Genomic DNA, 16,998 nt, shown 5'->3' on the forward strand with positions numbered 1-16,998 from the left:
GGGACCAGAAGCGCACCTTCAGCTCGCGCTTGTCGCCGGACGTGGGGGTGAGCGTCTCCTCTCGCGCCTCATCGGTCCAGGCGTCCTCCAACGTCCCCACCGCGTGGGGGCCGGTGGGAGGCGGGAACCGCACCACCGGGTGGTGGATGTCATGGACCGAATCCCGCGCGCTGACGGTGGCACCGCCGCGCGTCCGAGCGCCGAAGACGACCTGGGCCGTCTGCTGCGTCAGGACGCCCGCCGCCTTCAACTCGGGCACGGAGAAGCTCAGGATGGCATCCAGGCGGCCATCCCCATCCACATCCCGCGCGGTGCCGGCTGCCAGTGCCCGCACCTTCGCCTTGCCTCCCGGGGCCGACAGCGTGGCCTCGTCGGCCAACAGCTCTTCGGCGGCCAGCGTCTCGTCCCCGAGCACCGCGACTTCGAGGCTTCCCGAGCCCGTCAGGTCGATGGCGTTGGGATACACGCCGGGAAGGACATCCAGCGCCGCGGTGTCAGGCTGGAAGTAGGACGGCGGCTGCGGATCCACGTCGTCCTCGCCGCAGCCGGGGGCCACCACGAGGCAGAGGGCCAGCACGAGCCCTGTCCCGTATCGCCACGGGGCGTGAAGCGAGGGGCTGCATGGGGCGGAGGTCGAACGCATGTGGCTTCCTTCTGGAATGATCCCGGCCCCTGTCACCCTCGCATGTTCACCTTCACGACGGGCCGGCTTCGTGACGGATGCGTGAACTGCGCACGGCGCCCGAAGCCCTCGCTCAACGTGGGCCGTAGAGGGGCAGCTCCGCGCCCGCCTCGTAGGCCCCCAGGTCTGGCGCCAGCCCGGCGAAGCCGTCGTTGATGTTCGCGAGGGGCTGGCCGGCGTTCGCCGCGGCGGAGTCCGCGCGGATGCGCAGGTCCGGCGTTGGCGAGAGCGTCAGCGGTGCGGCCGGGTACGCCACCGCGGTGGAGAACGCCGCGAGGTCCACCTGCACCGCGTGCTGTTCGGTGGTGCTGGTGCGCAGGGACTGGAGGTTGCTGAACGTGGTGCCGCCCAGGCGGCCCGTGAGGGTGCCCGTGGTGGAGCCCAGGCCGTCATGGTCCAGGCTGGAGCTTTCGACCACCAGGTCGGGAAGGTGCAGCACCCGCCCCGTGCCGCTGCTGTAGCCATTGAAGGTCCCGCCCGCGCCCCCCAGGAAGAGGTTGTTGCGCGCGTAGAGCCCCGCCACCGGCCGCCCCGCGTAGATGCCGAATGCGTCTCCGTTCTTCACCACCGTGTTGTGGAGCAGCACGTCCCCGGTGCTGCCCCGGTAGAGTTTGAAGGCCACGTGGACCGCGTTGTAGATGGCATTGCGGACGAAGTACGTGGGACCGCCCAGGCCCGGCTGGGAGGACAGCGCGATGAAGTTGTGGGTCAGCCGGTTGCGGACGATGCGGCAGTTGTGGAAGCAGAAGTCCGCCTCGATACCGTCGTCCGCGTTGCCGCTCAAGTCATTGTTCAGGATGTCGATGCTGTACTGGTCTACGGCCTCGTCGTCCTCCAACAGGGAGATGCCGTCCCGGAACCCCGTCACGCGGTTGTGCAGGATGACGTGGCCCGGGCCGGTGACGGCGATGCCCTCGCCCAGGTTGTTTCCGCTGACGCCGAGCGAGGACTCCGCCCACTGCGTCAGGCCCGTCACCACGTTGTCCGCGATGTATGCGTTCTCCGCGCGGGCATAGGTCACGATGCCGTCGCCGCCGTAGGTGCTGCTGGCGTTGACGGTGCACCGCTGGATGACGACATGCCTTGAACCGTTGAAGCGGATGCGGCCGTTGACGGTGAGCCCCTCCAGGTGGACGTAGGCCTGGGTGAAGAGGTTGATGGCGCCGTTGATCACCACCCCCGAGCCACCCCGGAGGACGACGGGCTTTCCCTCGGTGCCGCTCCGGGACCAATCAAAGCCAGGGTAGGTGCCCGCGCCCAACAGGAGGATGTCCCCAGGCTGCGCGCCCGCGGCGACGCTGGCGAACGTGGCGGGGGTCACCGCCTTGATGGGGGCGTTCGCCATGGGGACTGGCACCGGGCGCGTGGTCGCGGTCGCGGTGCGCGTGGTCGTCCCGCCGTCGGGGTCCGTGAGGGTGAGCTCCAGCTCGTAGGACGTTCCGGGCTGGAGGTCGAACACGGTGCCGGAATGGCGGCTCGTCCAGCTGAAGCCCTCGTTGCTGCCCGCCGGAACGCGGCGCAGCGGCATGGCTTCGCGCCAGGGGCCGGTGCCCGAGGCCCGGTAGCGGACCGTCACCACGCCATTGGCATTGGCATCCCCGCTGAATGCCCACTCCACCGTCAGATGATGCAGGGTGGGGAAGGGGAGGCTCGTCGCTCCCGCCACCGTGGCGTTGGCACCGCCGCCTCCTCCGCTGGCGAGCGTGGTGGCGCGAGCGGTGGCGGAGGCCGCGCTGGTGTTGCCCGCCGCGTCGGTGGCCAGCACCCGGTAGCCGAAGGCGGTGCTGGCGGGAAGGTCGGTGTCCGCGAACGGCGGCGAGCTCACGGTGCCCGCCAGCGCGAAATCCAGGCAGCCCGCGCCCTGGCACCGCTCGATGCGATAGCCCGTCACCCCCACGTTGTCGGTGCTGGGTGTCCAGGTGAGGGAGAGCTGTGAAGCCGACACGGCGCTGGCGCCCGGTGCCTCGGGGACCGAGGGCGCCTGGGTGTCGGTGTCGATGCCTCCTCCCTCCGGTGGGTCTTCATTGCAGGCGACGCAGGACAGCAACCCCAGCACAAGAGCCCAGCGAAAGGAGGAACGGTTCATGGAGGCTTACGCTCATTCGGGTGGTAGACGGGCACCATGAACCCGCTACGAGAATTCGCCCAGGTCCATGTGATGGAGGAGTTCATCCACTTCCTCTTCGACCACGACATCCTGGGCTTCGACTGGGTTGGCGACAAGGACCCGGACGAGATGCGCGCGGAGGAGCTACCCCCCGCGTCCGTGTCCATCGACAGGCTCCAGGATGCGGTGGATGACTTCTGGAATGCGTCGGGGGGACAGCTCCTCTTCTACGCGTACAAGAGCCTGGACGAGAGCGCGCGGACGCCCGAGCTCCGGAAGTATGCCTGCTACGATGCGCGGTGGGAGGTCTCCACGGCCGTCCATGCGCTCTGCAAGAGCGGCAGGGTCTATCAGTCCCGCGGAATTCCCAAGGGAGAGGTCGTCCTCTTCACGGGGAGCGCTCGGAAGGTCCTCGCGGGTCGCCCCCATGAGTTGCCCTCCCAGGCGCTGGCGAACACGACGAGTGATGAGTACCTCGCCTTCCAGGAAGAGGCTGATCGCGAGTCGTGAGGTTCTGCTAAGCCAGGACGAAACGCCTCGGGGGTCCAAAGACAATGGCGACGAAGACTCGGGAACCGGAGCCAATCGACGCGTATCTGGCGAGCGTGGCTGATCCGGCGGCGAAGAAGACGCTGGGGGCGCTGCGGATGCAGCTCCGCAAGCTGCTCCCGGGCGCCACTGAAACCATCAGCTACCGGATGCCCACCTTCAAGGTGGACGGGAACGCCGTGGCGGGCTTCGCGTTCTTCAAGACCCACTGCGGCTACTACCCCTTCAGCGGCGGTGTGGTGCCGGTGCTGAAGGCGGAGCTGGACGGTTACACCACGTCGAAGAGCGGCATCACCTTCCTGCCTGACGAACCGCTCCCGGCGAAGCTGGTGAAGAAGCTGGTGCAGGTGCGGCTCGCGGAGATCGCCACGCGCGGGCAACAGGCCAAAGGCAAGCGGGTGGTGGGCAAGACCGCCGCCACGGGCTTCCAGGTGGGCGTGGTGCGCACGCTTCCAATGACAGCCTCCGCGCTGTGGGAGTGGGTCACGAAGCAGCCGGAGCACTGGCTTGGCACCGGCGCGGCGCTGAAGCTCAAGCCGGGGATGCCCTATGAGGTCCCCAAGCGTCGCGGAGCGCCAGGCGTGCGTGGAGAGATCCGGGTGGTGAAGCCCGGGGACCGTCTTCGCATGACGTGGCAGCCAGACGGTTGGAAGAAGCCGGCGACGTTGCAGCTCACGCTGGTGCCGAAGGCGCGGGGCGTCTCCCTGGGCGTGCACATGGAGAACCTACCGGACGCGAAGGCCCGGGAGGCGATGCGTGAGCGTTGGTCGAAGGTCCTCACGAACCTCGCGAAGGACTGACCACGACGCGCCAGGTCTCCCAGGGCTGACCTGGACCCTGCTGAACTACCGGGGGTGCAGCTCCCAGACGTAGGTGCCCCGCGCGTCGAAGTAGGGGGAGTTGCTGGACACGCGCAGGTAGTGCCGGCCCGCGGCGCGGGGGCGCACGTCGCCCGTGAAGGGGTCGGGGGGGACGGGCGTCACGCCGTCCGACTCGAAGAGGCTGTAGCTCATGAAGGAGCCGCTCTGGGCAATCCGCAGGGCATGGGCGCGCGGCTGCAACTCCAGCGCGAACCAGTCCTCGTCCGACACCGTGTCCACCTGGCCCTCGGCCCGCAGGGTGGGGGCGGGCACCGCCGTGGCGGCCTCGCGGGTGTCCGCGTGGTCATCGCTTCCCACGTCGTCCACTCGCAGGAAGAACGCCCCTTCGTAGCCGCTCACCGACACGACGAGGGACTCGGCCTGGGCCGACTTGAAGAAGACCTGCGATCCTCTGTCGTAGCGCAGCAGGTTCTGGTCCGGCGCCGAGGGCCGGAAGACCCCGAAGCTCCCGGGGACCGGCGGGTCGAAGGCCGCGCGGTAGATGCGTCCGGGCGCCACGTCCACGCGGAAGTAGTCCACGTCCCGGAACGGCGCGAACAGCACCGGCACGGAGACGCCCACGGCCAGGGGCACGGCGTCCGCGACGCTCGTCCCCTGGTCCGCGCCCAGGTCCACCAGCGTGAGGGTGTACGGGCCGTGGATCCGATCCCCGCTCACCACCACGCCGTGGGCGGACACCCGCACCCGCAGCACCTTGTCCTCCGTCACGACGATGGGGCGCGGCGGCGTGACGCGGCTTGCGTCGTCGATGTAGCTGAAGGCGCAAAACCCCGCGTCGTCGCTGTCACAGCGCAGCTCGTACGCGTGGCCCGCCCGGGCGGAGAAGGCGAAGAAGTCCACGTCGGCCGTGGTCTCCAGCACGCCCGTCAGCTGCCGCTCCGGGTCGGGCGCGGGCACCTGCGTGGCCAGGGCCCACGTGCCCCCGTGGTCGTCCGGGCCCAGGTCCTCGATGGCGCACCGGTAGTCGCTCGTCCCCGCGGCCGTGGGGGCGCTCACGAGCAGCAGGTGCAGGCCCGCGTCCAGCTTCACCACCGCCGTCCATCCCTCCGTGTCCCGGCGGAAGCCCCACCGGCGCTCCGCGTCGGGAAGCTCGAGGATGGGCTCCAGGCCCTGGCCCGTGCAGCGCGCCCGGTAGACGTGCCCGGCACTCGCGGCGAAGGTGAAGCCATCCACGTCGTCGCGGAAGTCCAGGTGGCCCGTGAAGGGCGTTCCATCGGTGGAGACGGTGGGCGCGTGCCCGGCCGGTTCACCCTCCACGTCGGCCACCTCGACGAGCGTGTACTGGTAGGTGCCGCGCGCGTCCGAGCTCCCGGTGGGCCAGGCGGAGAGCCGCACGGTGTGCAGGCCCGCATCCCGCGCCTGATAGGTGAACACGGTGCTCGTGCCGGTGTAGGTCACCAGCGCCTCGTGGCCCTGCCCCCGGTCCGGCGTGGAGAGGCTCACGTCACACCGGAGGAAGCCCTCCGGGGTGCAGGTGAAGCGGTAGGCGCGGCCGGCCACCGCCTGGAAGGTGAAGAGGTCGCTGTCGTAGCGGTGCAGTCGCCCGGTGCCGGGCCCCGAGGGGACCGTCAGCTCCGGCGGCTCCGCATACGGGGAGAGGTCGAAGTCGCCCACCTCGTCCACTTCACAGACCGATTGCAGCTCCTGGTCCACCGGGCCGCAGCGGCACACCGCCACGCCCGCTTCGCTCGTGCAGTAGCCCGCGGTGCAGCTCACGCCGTCGCACACCCGGAGCACCTCTTCGGTCGTGGGACCCACGGGGTCGGTGCTGCCACAGCCGGCCAGCAGCACGGCGGTCAGCAGGGCGCGGAAGGAGGAAGGAAGGAAGGCGCGCATGGCTTGGGGACTCAACGGGGAAGGAGTTCGAAGCGGTAGGTGTCCGGGCCCGTGAAGGCACCAAACACGTCGGCGCGCACCCGGTGCGATCCCCCGGCGCGCGGCACCCAGGCGCCCAGGGCCGCGTCCCACGGGACGGGCGTCACGCCGTCGGCTTCGAGCAGGAGGAACTTCGTGTCGCGCGTGGTGATGCGCGGGGCGTAGGGGCGCGGCTGCAACTCCAGCGAGAACCAGTCCACGTCGGTGGAGGTGTCCAGCACGCCGCTGACGCTCAGCGCGCCGCCCACGTCCGTCGCTTCCTCGCGCGTGTCCGCGTGGTCGTCCAGGCCCAGGTCCTCCACCTGGAGGCGGTACTCGCCCTGCCAGCCGGAGACGCGCAGCAGTACGGCCGCGTCGGTGCCCACCTGGAAGCGCCGGGAGCCCGCGACGCGGTCATACCGGGTGAGGCTCTGCTCCGGCGAGTCCAGGAGGAAGGCCTCCACGCTCCGCCCCTCTTCCACCTGGACGCGGTAGACGTGCCGCGCCTGGGCCTCGAAGCGGAAGAAGTCCTCGTCCCCCAGCGGGGTGAGCTGGCCGGTGACGGGTACGGCCTTGGACACCGCCACCGCGTCGTGGGGGCCCGAGCCTTCGTCCGGGCCCAGGTCCACCAGCGTGAACGCGTAGGGCCCCACTCCCCCGGAGAGCGAGGCCACGCGCACCGCGAGCAGCGTGTCCCGCGTGACGCCCACCGGATGGGTCTTCCCGTTGTCGGTCGCGTCGCGGACGCTGCCGAAGGGGCAGGGGACGGCCGGCAGGGTGTCGCAGCGCAGGGCATAGGCGTGGCCCGCGCGGGCCAGGAAGAGGAAGTAGTCCTGGTCCCCCGGAAGCTCCAGTTCGCCGGTCAGCGCGACGCTCGGGCCCTCCGGCACCCGGGTCCCGGTGGAGAACGTGGCGCCGTGGTCGTCCACGCCCCGGTCCTCCACATCGCACGCGTAGGGGACGGCGAGGGGCAGCTGATCCACGGAGAGCTGGAAGAAGTAGCGGCCCGTCAGCGGGGCCACGCCGTACCGGCCGGGCACGCTCATGTCGGGCATGTAGCCTTCGACGAAGCGTCCGGTCGGGTCGTACATCGTGAAGCGAACGCTGCTCGGGGGAAACGCACCCTCGCAGTACACGGAGTAGGCGTGGCCCGCCTCCAGGTCGAAGGCGAACGCGTCCGTGTCCGGTCCCACGTCGAGCTGTCCCGTGGCCCGCGCGACGTTGGGCGTGACGGGCGTGGCCTGGTCGGCGTCGGTGCCGTGGTCGTCGGTGCGTTCGGCCAGTGCGTACTGGAAGGTGCCGGCGCTCCCTTGTGGCAGTGCCCCCACCTCCGCGGTGACGGTGCCCGCGAAGCGCGCGCGGTAGTGGGTGAGGGTGGTGCGTCCCACACGCTCGGTGAACGTCGCCTGGGGGTCGGTGCCCAGGCGGACCTCGCAGGACTCGAACCCCTCGGCGGTGCAGGAGAAGGTGTAGATGTGGTCCGCCCGCGCCTCGAAGGCGAAGGACCGCGTGTAGGCGAGGCCGTCCAGCAGGAAGAGCTCGCTCGGCGTGGGCGGCGTGGGCACGAGCAGCCCCTGCGTCCCGAACCCCGACCATCCACAGTCCCGGCGCCTGCAGGGGCCCGGGTCGCAGGCCGCTCCCTCGCAGGGCGGCCCGGAGCCACCACAGGCGAAGGCGAACAGGGTGAGCAGCGGAAGCAGGAAGTGTGCGGCGGACACGACCATGGAACAGGCCCCTTGGGCGGCGAAGGCCCGCGCACCCTAACGAACCGAGCCTCTGGGCCGCAAACGCGGCCGCGACCACGGACCCGCGCGACTGCGACACCGAGCGCTACCTGGGCCTGCCCCAGGAACACGCTGATGCCTGCGCGAACATCGGCAAGCTGCGGGTACACGGCACGGCGGACGACAACGTCCTCTTCTTCCACACGCCCAGGCTGTCGGATCCGCTCCTCTCCGCGCGCTACCAGGTCTTCGCCGCGGCGAGCGCCTCGTCGAAATCCAGGACGTTGACCCGCATCACCGCGAGCCAGTTGATGGGCCCCACGACGTCGAAGACGAGGCCCTGGCCCGCGGTGGCTTCGACGATGCCCGCTCGGGGTGTGGCTACTCCGTGTAGCCCGGCGTCGTGCTCGCGCCGAGCTGGGAGGAGGCATAGCGGCCGTTCGCGTCGTAGTGCACGCTGACGTCACCGGACTCCAGCACGGAGCTGTGGTCCGCCACCGTGCGAGTCACCTTGGGGCGCGCCGCCTTCACCTGCGTGCGCGTCACCTGTCCCCGCAGCATCGCGTCGAGCCAGTCGCGGTGCGCCTCGCAGTCAGCACGGCCCTCACCTGCGTAGGTCGTGGTGACGGCCGCGTCCACCGTCGTATAGGCCCCGACGACCAGCGTCAGCGCCCACAGCCCCAGCACGCCGAAGAAAGCCACCTTCCATCGATTCATGTCGGGCCCAGTCTGGGACATCCAGGCGCGACGTTCCACTCACCGCACCGTCACTCGGTGACGGTGAAGTGCACGGGGATGGCCTGCGGGGTGTAGTTGTGGCCCACCAGCGTGACCGTCGCTTCGTAGGTGCCCGGGGGAACCTTGCCCTGGACGATGATGTGGAAGCGCTCGACCTTCCCCGTCTCCACCCAGATGGGGAAGGCACGGGGGCAGGTGGAGAACAGGCACCCGAGCGCCTCTCCGATGGCGATGAACGGCGACAGGGGCGCCAGGCCGATGGCCAGGAAGGGCGCGCCAATCCCAGCCTGTCCCGCCGTCGCCCAGAGCGACTCGAGGTAGGTCTCGACATGGTCCAGCGGGACGCTGACCGCGTCCTTGCCGGTGCCTGTCACCTGGAGCTCGGAGATCACGGCATCGCCCTTGAGGGTCTTCTCCCGGAAGACCACGGGGATGAGCACGCGCTGGCCCTGCTTCACCGTAACGGGCGTCGTGTCATAGGCAAGCTCCACGTCGGCCGGCAGGAGCATTCCCCCCTGTTGCGTCACCCCCTGGGTGAGCTGGAACGAGCCCTGGCTCTTCACGTTGCCGGGGCGGAGCGTCACCTCGGCCTGCTTGCCCTTGAGCATGCTGGGAGACGGACTGGAGGCCGGCAGCTCCGGCGAGGCCACGGCGCCGGTCTCCACCTCGCCGCCGAGCGCGAACGCGGGACTGCGGACGGTGCTCGTCGCCACCTGGATGACGGACTTCGCGTCCCAGTACAGCCGCTCCGCGGAGCTCACCGTCACGCTCCCGGTGATGGGCGTGTTGCCCGTGGAGGTGATCAGCAGGCCGCGGGTGAAGCCCGTGAGGGTGAGGTTGCTGGCGTGGATGACGGCCGCGTCGGAGAAGAACAGGGACTTTTCCGTGCCGATCCAGTCCTCGGGGAAGGTGGCGGTGGGGTTGGCGTCGGTGAGGTTGTCCTGCGTGGTCAGCGCGACCACGGGCGTCGTGCTGCCGCTCGGTGGCTGCGTGCGCGCGGTGGCGGAGCTGACGTCGACACTGCCCAGCGTGCCGGTGGTGAACTGGATCTGCGGCCCCTCCAGCACCAGCAGTCCCGTCTGCGAGCCGACCTGGGCGTTGGTCAGGAAGACGCTGCGCTGGTTGGTGGAGAACGCGGGCGCGGGCACCAGCACGCCCGGCGCATCCACCTGGGCCTGGCCTTTCGTGGTCAGGACGAACGAGCTGCCCGAGAGCTCCACGGTGGAGGAGATGCCGGTGGGCTTGTCCTTGACGGCCCGCTTCCAGCGAGACTCCACCGAGTCGAGCGACTCTCCCTGCCTCCGGCTCTCGTGGTCATCCGGTTGAGGGGGGCTGTCATCCGTGTCTCCTCCACAGCCCAGGGAGAGGGACAGGAAGACTGCGGTGTAGGCCACGGCCAGGTACTTGTTCGAGACTCGCACGGTATCTCCAGCGTGGTGGGTGCTGCGTCCATGCAGTCTTGTCCACTGACGGGCAATTTGGATCCAGCCCAGGCGCGATCGTGTGCGGGAGGGTGCGCAGCCGTGCGGTCAGCGGCGGAGGCTCAGCGGGCCGCGTCCCTGGCTCGCTCGACCTGACGCGCCCGGGCACAGCCCTCGTTGATGCCCAGGTCACATGCCCTCTTGAGGTCGGACAGCGCCGCCTCGAGATTGCGCAGGTGGTAGTGCGTCCCACTTCGCTCGAGGTAGGCGAGGCCGTGCTCGGGATTGCGCGCGAGGAAGGCGTCCCAGAGCGGGAGGATCTCCGCGAAGCGCCGCTCTCGCGCCAGGGCGTAGTCCCGCTGCTGCACGGCGCGGAAGTCCTCCGGCTCCTTGAGCTGCGCCTCCGCCTGCGGCTGCGAGGTCACGATCCGGGTGCGCCAGCGCGACACCTCGGGGTCGCCCGGGGCGAGTTCCCCCGCGAGCTCGAGCAGGCGCAGGGCCTCCTCGCGGTGTCCGGCCTCGTGCTGCTCCCAGGCCGCGTAGACCATCCCCTTCACCACGCCAGGCTGGAGGGCCCGCCCCTCCGCGTCCGTCGCCTCCAGCCGCAGGCCGTGCAGGAGATCCTCTCCCGCGGGCCCCCACTTCTGGCTTGAAGCGAGGATCCGGGCGCGCCCGAAGTAGACGTCCGCGCGAGCGGGCCGCAGGGCCACGGCCTGGTTCGCATCAACGAGCGCGGCGTCCAGGGCCTTGGTGCGGCGCAGCTGATCCGCCCGCTCCAGCCTGAACTCCCAGTGGTCACCGGCCGACAGCGCCCGAGCGAGCAGGGCCAGGGTCCGGTCGGTGTCGGCCCCCGGCTCGCGCGCGCGGTCCCAATCGGCGAAGCCGCGCAGGAAGCCCAGCTCGGGGTGAGCGCGGCTCTGGGCCTCGGCGAAGGCGTCCATCTCCTCGTAGGAGCCGCCCCAGCGGGGGGTCAGACCGTGGAGGTAGACGGTCCGGACATCCGCGCAGGAGGGGCACTGCTCCGCGGCGCGAGCGAAGACGCGCTCGCGCGCCTCGCGGTCGCCGAGCGCGGTCGCCACGTTGAGCAGCGGCCGCGCCGCCGCGACCGCCTTCGGCTGGAGCGCCCAGGCGCGGTGGAGATCCGACACCGCACGCTCGAAGGCCTTCTGCATCCCGGCGAGCTCCTCGTCCGCCGTCGCCGCCACGAACCTCGTCCCGCGCCGCAGGTAGCCCACGTTCACCCAGTGGGCGCCCCGTGCGAGGTAGGGCGCGAAGGAGCGCGGCGACGCCTCCACCCAGGCGTCGAGGAGCGCCTCCGAGTCGGGGGCACCGTTGCCGAGCGCCTGGATGCCGTCCGTCATCCAGTGCTCGTCCTGGGGGTTCGACTCCATGCCCCACTGGAGCTGCTCGACCGCCAGCGTCAGCTCCTCGAACTGGCGACGGATCAGGAGCGCGCGCAGCGCCACTCCGTCCACATGCCCACGGGGGACCTCGCCGCGCTCAAGCCCGGCCGGCGACACCACCGGAAGCCCGCGGGGCGCGGGGCCCGGGGCAGGCGTCAGGACGGGCTCCTGGCGGGCTGCGATGCGCGCCTCGACCGCGGCGTGTCGCTTCGCCTGGAAGGCATGCACGGCGAGCCCGGCCGTCACCAGGACCAGCACGAGGACTCCCGCGCCGAGCGCGGTACGGAGGGAGATCATGGGGCGTGGCACGCTAGCAAACGCGGGCCGGCCGGTTGCCGCCCCGGCCGTCTTCTGGACAGCGGCTGCTTACCGGGGCACATCTGCACACACCGATGGCCTCCCGTCCGCCCTCCGCGCGAACCTCTTCCCTCCGGACGCAGAAGACGAAGCAGCTCTCCACCGGTGCCCGGCGCGCCGTGGGGAAGCGCTCCGGCCCGGGCTGGGGTCGCTGGGCGCTCGGCGGGTGGCTGATGCTCGCCCTCTGGCTCGGCGTGGAATACGCGCGGCTGCCCGACGTGAGCCCATTGCAGACGCAGAACCCGCGCACCACCGCGCTCATGGCGCAGCGAGCCGAGGAGGCGCTCGAAGCGGGCAGCAAGCCCCGCGTGCGCCAGGCCTGGGTCTCCCTCGGCGCGGTGGCCCCGCACGTCGTGGACGCTGTGCTGATCTCCGAGGATGCGCGCTTCTATCGGCACGAGGGCGTGGACTGGACCGAGGTGGAGAATGCCCTCGAGCAGTCGGTGCGCGAGGCGCGCCTGGGTCGCGGCGCCTCCACCCTGACGCAGCAGCTGGCGAAGAACCTCTACCTCTCCACGGACCGCAGCCTGCTGCGCAAGGGCAAGGAGCTGCTGCTCACCCGCCGGCTGGAGGCCTACCTGTCCAAGCAGCGCATCCTCGCGCTGTACGTGAACGTCGTGGAGTGGGGTGAGGGCGTCTACGGCATCGAGGCGGCGGCGCGCGAGCACTTCGGCGTCTCGGCGCGGGCGCTCAGCGTGGCGCAGGGCGCGATGCTCGCGGGCATGCTGCCCGCCCCGCGCCGCTGGTTGCCGGCCCAGCGGCCCGAGGCCCTGCGCACCCGCGCCGGCGTCATCCTCACGAGGCTGGAGCGCGAAGGTCGCATCAGCGGAGCGCAAGCCCGCGAGGCCCAGGCCGAGCTCTCGCGCTTCTTCGGCGTACCGCCCGCGCCCGGCTCCGTGGCGGAGGCCATCGCCCGGCTGCCCGCGGGAAGCTGAGGCGCGACGCCTCGTTCAACGCGCGCACCGAGAGGGCGTCGGTGGGCTGGGTGGCGGACTTGACGCTCGAGCACCCTCCGACCGTCATCGTCAAGTCATGGGCTCAGTGGGGCCGTGCCGCCCACTCCCACGCGGTGCCCCGGTGGAGCGCCGCGTAGATGTCGTCCCGGAGCGTGTTGCATTCGTCGTGCGTCAGCGTGCGGTCCAGCGCGCGGAGCACGACGCGGAGCAGCACGTTCTTCTGGCCCGGGGAGATGCCCATGCGTTTCACCGCGCTCGGGGGCAGGGCAGAGCAGGAAGTCTCGGAGAGGACCTGCACGCTCTCCACCAGCTCCGCCCGCTCGCCCAGCGCCGCGCGCACCGCGTCTCCGAGCTCCTCCGGTGTCTGCTGCTCGTCGAGCACCAATGACAGATCCCGCCGCACCTCTGGCATGGGGGACACCGGGTGGTAGGGCTCCAGGTCCAGCAGCTGTGACGCAATCCGTGGGTCCGCCGAGCGCAACAGGCGGATGTCGTCCAATCCCTTGCGCAGCATCAGGATGCGGTCCAGCCCCACGCCCAGGGCCAGGCCCGTGGTGGTGCCGGGGTCCAGGCCGCTCTCCGCCAGGAGCGCGGGGAGTGCGAGGCCGCACTCGCCAATCTCCACCCACTCCGCGCCGTCGAGCACGTCCACCTGGAGGCCGTCGGTGGTGTACGGGTGCGCGGCCGGAGTGAGCTTCACCTCGCGTCCCGGGATCAGCGCGCGGACCACGGTGGCAATCATGTCCCGCAGGTCGTCTGGCGTGAGGGCAGGGCCCCGGCGGATGCGCCAGAGGTCCATCTGGTGGGGCTCGCCGGTGTGCAGCCGGTCGATGCAGTCACGGCGGTAGACGAGGCCGGGGCAGGCCAGCAGCGCGTCCTCGGGCGGTGCCGCGGACAGGTGGCGCAGCAGCCCGGGAATCATGGCGGACGTCTGTGAGCGGAGCAGCGCGGTGTCACAGACGTAGCGCGAGTAGCGAGCATCCCGGGCGGCGCCGCCGGGCGGGTAGTGGAGCCGGTCGTAGTTGTCGGCGATGGACACGACGGGGCTCTGGCGGTGGATGCGCACCTCGCAGCCCCAGGCGGAGCGCAGGGCGTCCAGCGCGGCGGACACGAGCTGCTGCATCGCGTGCGAGCCGTGGGTGGGGTCGGTCAGGTCGCGGACGGACAGGGCGCGCCGGAGCTCTTCGGCGCTGAGGATGGAGACGGAGACGGACGACATGGGAAACCTCTCGGTGGAAGGGCGATGGGACGCAGCGGTCTCCGGGACGCCGGGCGGGGAAGCCGCCTTGCGCCGCCGGCTTCGGATGTCCCCCCGGCGAGTTCGGGAGGGCGTCGCGCCTGACGGCGTTCCACCAACGAGAGGGGCGTGCGCTCAGTCGAAGAGCACGGCCTCCCGACTCCCAAACGGGGCCGGGGGGCGGCTAAATCGACGAGCACTCACCACGAGGTACATGCGGGCAGGATGAACGAAGCCGGTGCGTCCTGGCAAGTCGGGCACGCTCGGCTACGGTGGCGCCGTGTCGCTCCCTGAAGCGGAGGCTCCCATGCCAGCTGCAATCGAAGCGCTCGCCAGGCCCGTCCTCATTGGCCGCTCGAGCTCACACTTCACGCGCATCACGCGGATCTTCGCCTCGGAGCTGCGCGTCGACTGCTCATTCCAGGTGGTGCGCGACCTCATGTCCTCGAATCCAGAGGACTACGGCGGCAACCCCGCGCTCCGCATCCCGAGCCTGAAGACGCCTCAGGGTGTCTGGTTCGGTTCGCTCAATGTCTGTCGCGAGCTGTGGCGGCGCTCGGAGCTCAAGCCCCGCGTGGTCTGGCCGGAGGACCTCGACACGCCGGTGCTTGCCAATGCGCAGGAGCTCGCGCTTCAGGCCATGTCGACGGAAGTGGCGCTCGTCATGTCCCAGATGGGCGGCGCCACCGAGGGGAGCGCCCACCAGGCCAAGCTGCGCCAGTCGCTGATGAACATGCTGGCGTGGCTGGAGGAGAACGTAGGGGGCGTGCTCGCCGTGCTCCCCGCGCAGCGGGCCCTCAGCTATCTGGAGGCCACGCTCTACTGTCTGGTGACGCACCTGGAGTTCCGGAACGTCCTGCCAACGGCTCCCTACTCCGCGCTGAACAGGTTCTGTCAGCAGTTCGCGACGCGAGCTTCCGTCAGCGAGACCGCCTTCCGCTTCGACACGTGACGGTGCGTCAGCCGAGGTCCGTCTTCAGGTTCAGCGGACCGGCGGGGACGCCGATGTCATGGCCCGCCGGGTCGTCCTTCTCCGTCTGCCAGGCGTTGGCCTCCGTCACGGTCACGCCGGTGGCCTCGTTCGTGATGGACATCTTGCCGGTGTGGCCCGCGGGGCTGATCTGGCTGGTGTCGTAGCCGCTCCAGCCCGTGCCGGAGTTTGCGAACGTCGCCTCGCCCCAGGTCTGACCGGAGTTCGCGCCCGGCTTCGCCGAGCCGTCCTTCGACGCGCACCACGCCACGCTGCTGTTGTTGTCGAACGCCACGACCTGCGACTGACCGGGCTGCAACGTGAAGGTCTTCGGCGTGCTCTTGTCGAAGTTCTGCCCGTCGTTCGGGCCGCCGTGCTCACCCGTCTTGTTCCAGAGCGTGAGGGTCTGCGGCTCGTTCGTCTTGTTGGTGAACGTGTTCGTGTACTTGAACTGGCCCTTCTGGCCCGGGTCGATGAGCTGCATGTTGCTGTTGTAGGGCGACCCGACGTTGTTCTTGGCCAGCCACGGCGCGTTCGCTGGCGCAGGCTCGGTGGAGCCGGCGGACGGCGGGCCGAACCCGGGGCCCGCGTCGCTGGCGGAGGTGGGGTGCGCCTGGGCGGTGGCCTGGGCGGTGTCCGGGCTCGCGGCGGGAGCCGGGCTCTGGGGCTCGAACGCGTCGATGGACGGGACACCTTGAGCCTCCTGTCCCAGGTCGCCGCCCTGGCCTCCCAGCGCCTGCGTCTCCAGGCCCTTCGCCAGTTGCATGAGCTGGCCCACCAGCTGCGAAAGCTCCTTCTCGAATCCCCCTGAAGCGCCGCCTGCCTTGCTCGGTCCCTGCTCGAAGGAGTCGGTCATGAGCTTGCGCCACAGGTCGTTCCGGGGCTGCTGCGTCGGCGTGCCCACCACGCCCTGGGCCGGAGTGGCGGCCGGCTTGAGCGGGGAGGGGCTCGAGAGGGGCCGGGAGACGGACGAACGGTTCAGGGACGCGATGGACATGCCTGGCCCATGAGCAGGACGCATGCCAGCACCCCGGCCCGCTGCTCGCGAAGGCCCGGGCCATCCTTCCGCTCGGGAACTCAGGCACTTGGGACGAGCGCCTCCGTCACCAAGGCCCTCAACACCTCGAGTGGCGCGATGACGGCATTCACCACCTGATGTCTGGGGTCACCAGTGGGGTGGAGCGGGCCGGCAGCGATCAGGGGCCCTGGAAGCCCTTCGCGCGGAAGGTCAGCACGAGCGTGTCCCGGTGTCCCTTGCCGTCCAGCGGTTGAATGGGCGTGCTCTCGTGAATCACGCGCGCGTCATCGAGCAGCAGCGCGGACCAGGGCTCGGTGAGCGTGAAGCGGATGCCGTTCGGCCCCGCCGCCTCGAACACGCGCGTCTCGCCGCCCTTGATGCCCTCACGGCCCGTGAGCAGCACGGCGACGAAGTCCACGCCGTCGCGGTGCGCGCCCTCGGGGGTCGGCCGGCCAATGCCATCCGTCGTGTCGATCCGGAACTGGTGCGCCTCGACGGACCAGGGCCCGGCTCCCTTCAGCGCGGAGCTGCAGGCCCCCAGCTCGCGCAGCAACCGCGGCCACACGGGCTGCGAGACGACGGCGGGTGAAATCGGCTCGAACCAGCGCTCCAGTCCGCCGTGCAGCGCGTTGTACTCGACGGGCTGCCAGTGCGCGCGGTGCGGCACCTGGGAGACCGACGCCCCGTCGACGACGAAGCACGAGTGCCGGCGCGAGCGGTAGCGGCCGCCGTCCCGCAGGTACCCGTCGAGCGGCAGGTCGTTCCACGTCGGCAGCAACGCGTCGAGCGCGGGGGCAGGCGTGCCCACCAGCTCGCACAGGCCCGCGCGGCTGAGGACGGCATAGCCGCGCTCGCGAAGGACGGAGTGGACATCCGAAGGAGGCGTGACGGGCGGAGAGAAGCTCATGGGCGTGACGGGGCGGCGGTGCTCGCGGCGGACCATGACGGCAGGGCGCGCACGTTGCAACCGCTTGGAATCAGGTCCCTCCGGTGGGCCGCACCCCGCGAAGGTAGGGCCCTGTAACCGGAAAACCTTCCGCGACGTACCGCCGACAACGTCATTCGGAGGTCACACCGTGTCCATCGAGCCCAGCACTCGCC

General features: G+C 70.6%; 14 protein-coding genes. 4 read left to right on the top strand and 10 right to left on the bottom strand.

Features of this window, described 5'->3' with window-relative positions; all coding sequences use genetic code 11:
- Together D7V93_RS17470 and D7V93_RS17475 are read right to left on the bottom strand one after the other, a co-directional pair.
- A partial coding sequence (locus tag D7V93_RS17470; RefSeq protein WP_279636923.1) for a hypothetical protein occupies window positions 1-577 on the bottom strand: 577 nt, incomplete at its 3' end.
- A 178-nt stretch (window positions 578-755) separates the two neighbouring features.
- Entirely contained in the window at window positions 756-2,768 is a 2,013-nt protein-coding gene (locus tag D7V93_RS17475; RefSeq protein WP_244237354.1) for a right-handed parallel beta-helix repeat-containing protein, read from the bottom strand.
- Window positions 2,769-2,804: 36 nt separating this feature from the next.
- Here D7V93_RS17475 and D7V93_RS17480 point away from each other — a divergent pair, with 36 nt between their 5' ends.
- Together D7V93_RS17480 and D7V93_RS17485 are read left to right on the top strand one after the other, a co-directional pair.
- Window positions 2,805-3,299: a hypothetical protein gene (locus D7V93_RS17480; RefSeq protein ID WP_147451211.1), complete on the top strand. Its 495-nt coding sequence runs from the start codon at window positions 2,805-2,807 to the stop codon at window positions 3,297-3,299.
- A gap of 44 nt (window positions 3,300-3,343) precedes the next feature.
- Window positions 3,344-4,138 (top strand): SRPBCC domain-containing protein, encoded by a 795-nt coding sequence (locus tag D7V93_RS17485; protein ID WP_120644488.1) that lies wholly within the window; start codon window positions 3,344-3,346, stop codon window positions 4,136-4,138.
- Between the two features lie 45 nt (window positions 4,139-4,183).
- Here the strand turns inward: D7V93_RS17485 and D7V93_RS17490 are convergent, their stop codons facing one another.
- The 5 genes from D7V93_RS17490 to D7V93_RS17515 form a co-directional block, all read right to left on the bottom strand.
- Entirely contained in the window at window positions 4,184-6,055 is a 1,872-nt protein-coding gene (locus D7V93_RS17490) for a hypothetical protein (protein WP_120644489.1), read from the bottom strand.
- A gap of 11 nt (window positions 6,056-6,066) precedes the next feature.
- Window positions 6,067-7,797, bottom strand: coding sequence for a hypothetical protein (locus tag D7V93_RS17495; protein ID WP_147451212.1), 1,731 nt, complete (start codon window positions 7,795-7,797; stop codon window positions 6,067-6,069).
- 381 nt (window positions 7,798-8,178) lie between these two features.
- A complete protein-coding gene (locus D7V93_RS17505) occupies window positions 8,179-8,514 on the bottom strand; it encodes a hypothetical protein (protein ID WP_147451213.1) in 336 nt (111 codons plus the stop codon).
- 50 nt (window positions 8,515-8,564) lie between these two features.
- Window positions 8,565-9,956 (bottom strand): hypothetical protein, encoded by a 1,392-nt coding sequence (locus tag D7V93_RS17510; RefSeq protein ID WP_120644493.1) that lies wholly within the window; start codon window positions 9,954-9,956, stop codon window positions 8,565-8,567.
- 122 nt (window positions 9,957-10,078) lie between these two features.
- Window positions 10,079-11,656: a DUF4034 domain-containing protein gene (locus tag D7V93_RS17515; RefSeq protein WP_244237355.1), complete on the bottom strand. Its 1,578-nt coding sequence runs from the start codon at window positions 11,654-11,656 to the stop codon at window positions 10,079-10,081.
- 95 nt (window positions 11,657-11,751) lie between these two features.
- On the opposite strand from D7V93_RS17515, the gene mtgA reads away from it, so the two are divergent.
- Complete coding sequence (mtgA, locus tag D7V93_RS17520; protein ID WP_120644495.1) at window positions 11,752-12,651, top strand: monofunctional biosynthetic peptidoglycan transglycosylase; 900 nt, start codon at window positions 11,752-11,754, stop codon at window positions 12,649-12,651.
- 103 nt (window positions 12,652-12,754) lie between these two features.
- Here the strand turns inward: mtgA and srmL are convergent, their stop codons facing one another.
- On the bottom strand, window positions 12,755-13,891 hold the full coding sequence (gene srmL, locus D7V93_RS17525; protein WP_120644496.1) for a PheS-related mystery ligase SrmL: 1,137 nt from the start codon (window positions 13,889-13,891) through the stop codon (window positions 12,755-12,757).
- Window positions 13,892-14,216: 325 nt separating this feature from the next.
- On the opposite strand from srmL, the gene D7V93_RS17530 reads away from it, so the two are divergent.
- Window positions 14,217-14,861: a glutathione S-transferase N-terminal domain-containing protein gene (locus tag D7V93_RS17530; protein ID WP_120644499.1), complete on the top strand. Its 645-nt coding sequence runs from the start codon at window positions 14,217-14,219 to the stop codon at window positions 14,859-14,861.
- A 7-nt stretch (window positions 14,862-14,868) separates the two neighbouring features.
- Here the strand turns inward: D7V93_RS17530 and D7V93_RS17535 are convergent, their stop codons facing one another.
- A complete protein-coding gene (locus D7V93_RS17535) occupies window positions 14,869-15,876 on the bottom strand; it encodes a hypothetical protein (RefSeq protein WP_120644497.1) in 1,008 nt (335 codons plus the stop codon).
- Window positions 15,877-16,075: 199 nt separating this feature from the next.
- Window positions 16,076-16,804, bottom strand: coding sequence for a 2OG-Fe dioxygenase family protein (locus tag D7V93_RS17540; protein ID WP_120644500.1), 729 nt, complete (start codon window positions 16,802-16,804; stop codon window positions 16,076-16,078).
- Window positions 16,805-16,998 lie beyond the last annotated feature (194 nt).

It is taken from the genome of Corallococcus llansteffanensis, from assembly GCF_003612055.1.
GTDB classification, from domain to species: domain Bacteria; phylum Myxococcota; class Myxococcia; order Myxococcales; family Myxococcaceae; genus Corallococcus; species Corallococcus llansteffanensis.

Coding starts and splice junctions, on each gene's coding strand:
- D7V93_RS17505 (WP_147451213.1), bottom strand. CDS start 8,514: ATGAATCGATGGAAGGTGGCTTTCTTCGGCGTGCTGGGGCTGTGGGCG.
- D7V93_RS17515 (WP_244237355.1), bottom strand. CDS start 11,656: ATGATCTCCCTCCGTACCGCGCTCGGCGCGGGAGTCCTCGTGCTGGTC.
- D7V93_RS17475 (WP_244237354.1), bottom strand. CDS start 2,768: ATGAACCGTTCCTCCTTTCGCTGGGCTCTTGTGCTGGGGTTGCTGTCC.
- D7V93_RS17530 (WP_120644499.1), top strand. CDS start 14,217: ATGCCAGCTGCAATCGAAGCGCTCGCCAGGCCCGTCCTCATTGGCCGC.
- D7V93_RS17495 (WP_147451212.1), bottom strand. CDS start 7,797: ATGGTCGTGTCCGCCGCACACTTCCTGCTTCCGCTGCTCACCCTGTTC.
- srmL (WP_120644496.1), bottom strand. CDS start 13,891: ATGTCGTCCGTCTCCGTCTCCATCCTCAGCGCCGAAGAGCTCCGGCGC.
- D7V93_RS17490 (WP_120644489.1), bottom strand. CDS start 6,055: ATGCGCGCCTTCCTTCCTTCCTCCTTCCGCGCCCTGCTGACCGCCGTG.
- D7V93_RS17535 (WP_120644497.1), bottom strand. CDS start 15,876: ATGTCCATCGCGTCCCTGAACCGTTCGTCCGTCTCCCGGCCCCTCTCG.
- D7V93_RS17540 (WP_120644500.1), bottom strand. CDS start 16,804: ATGAGCTTCTCTCCGCCCGTCACGCCTCCTTCGGATGTCCACTCCGTC.
- mtgA (WP_120644495.1), top strand. CDS start 11,752: ATGGCCTCCCGTCCGCCCTCCGCGCGAACCTCTTCCCTCCGGACGCAG.
- D7V93_RS17480 (WP_147451211.1), top strand. CDS start 2,805: ATGAACCCGCTACGAGAATTCGCCCAGGTCCATGTGATGGAGGAGTTC.
- D7V93_RS17485 (WP_120644488.1), top strand. CDS start 3,344: ATGGCGACGAAGACTCGGGAACCGGAGCCAATCGACGCGTATCTGGCG.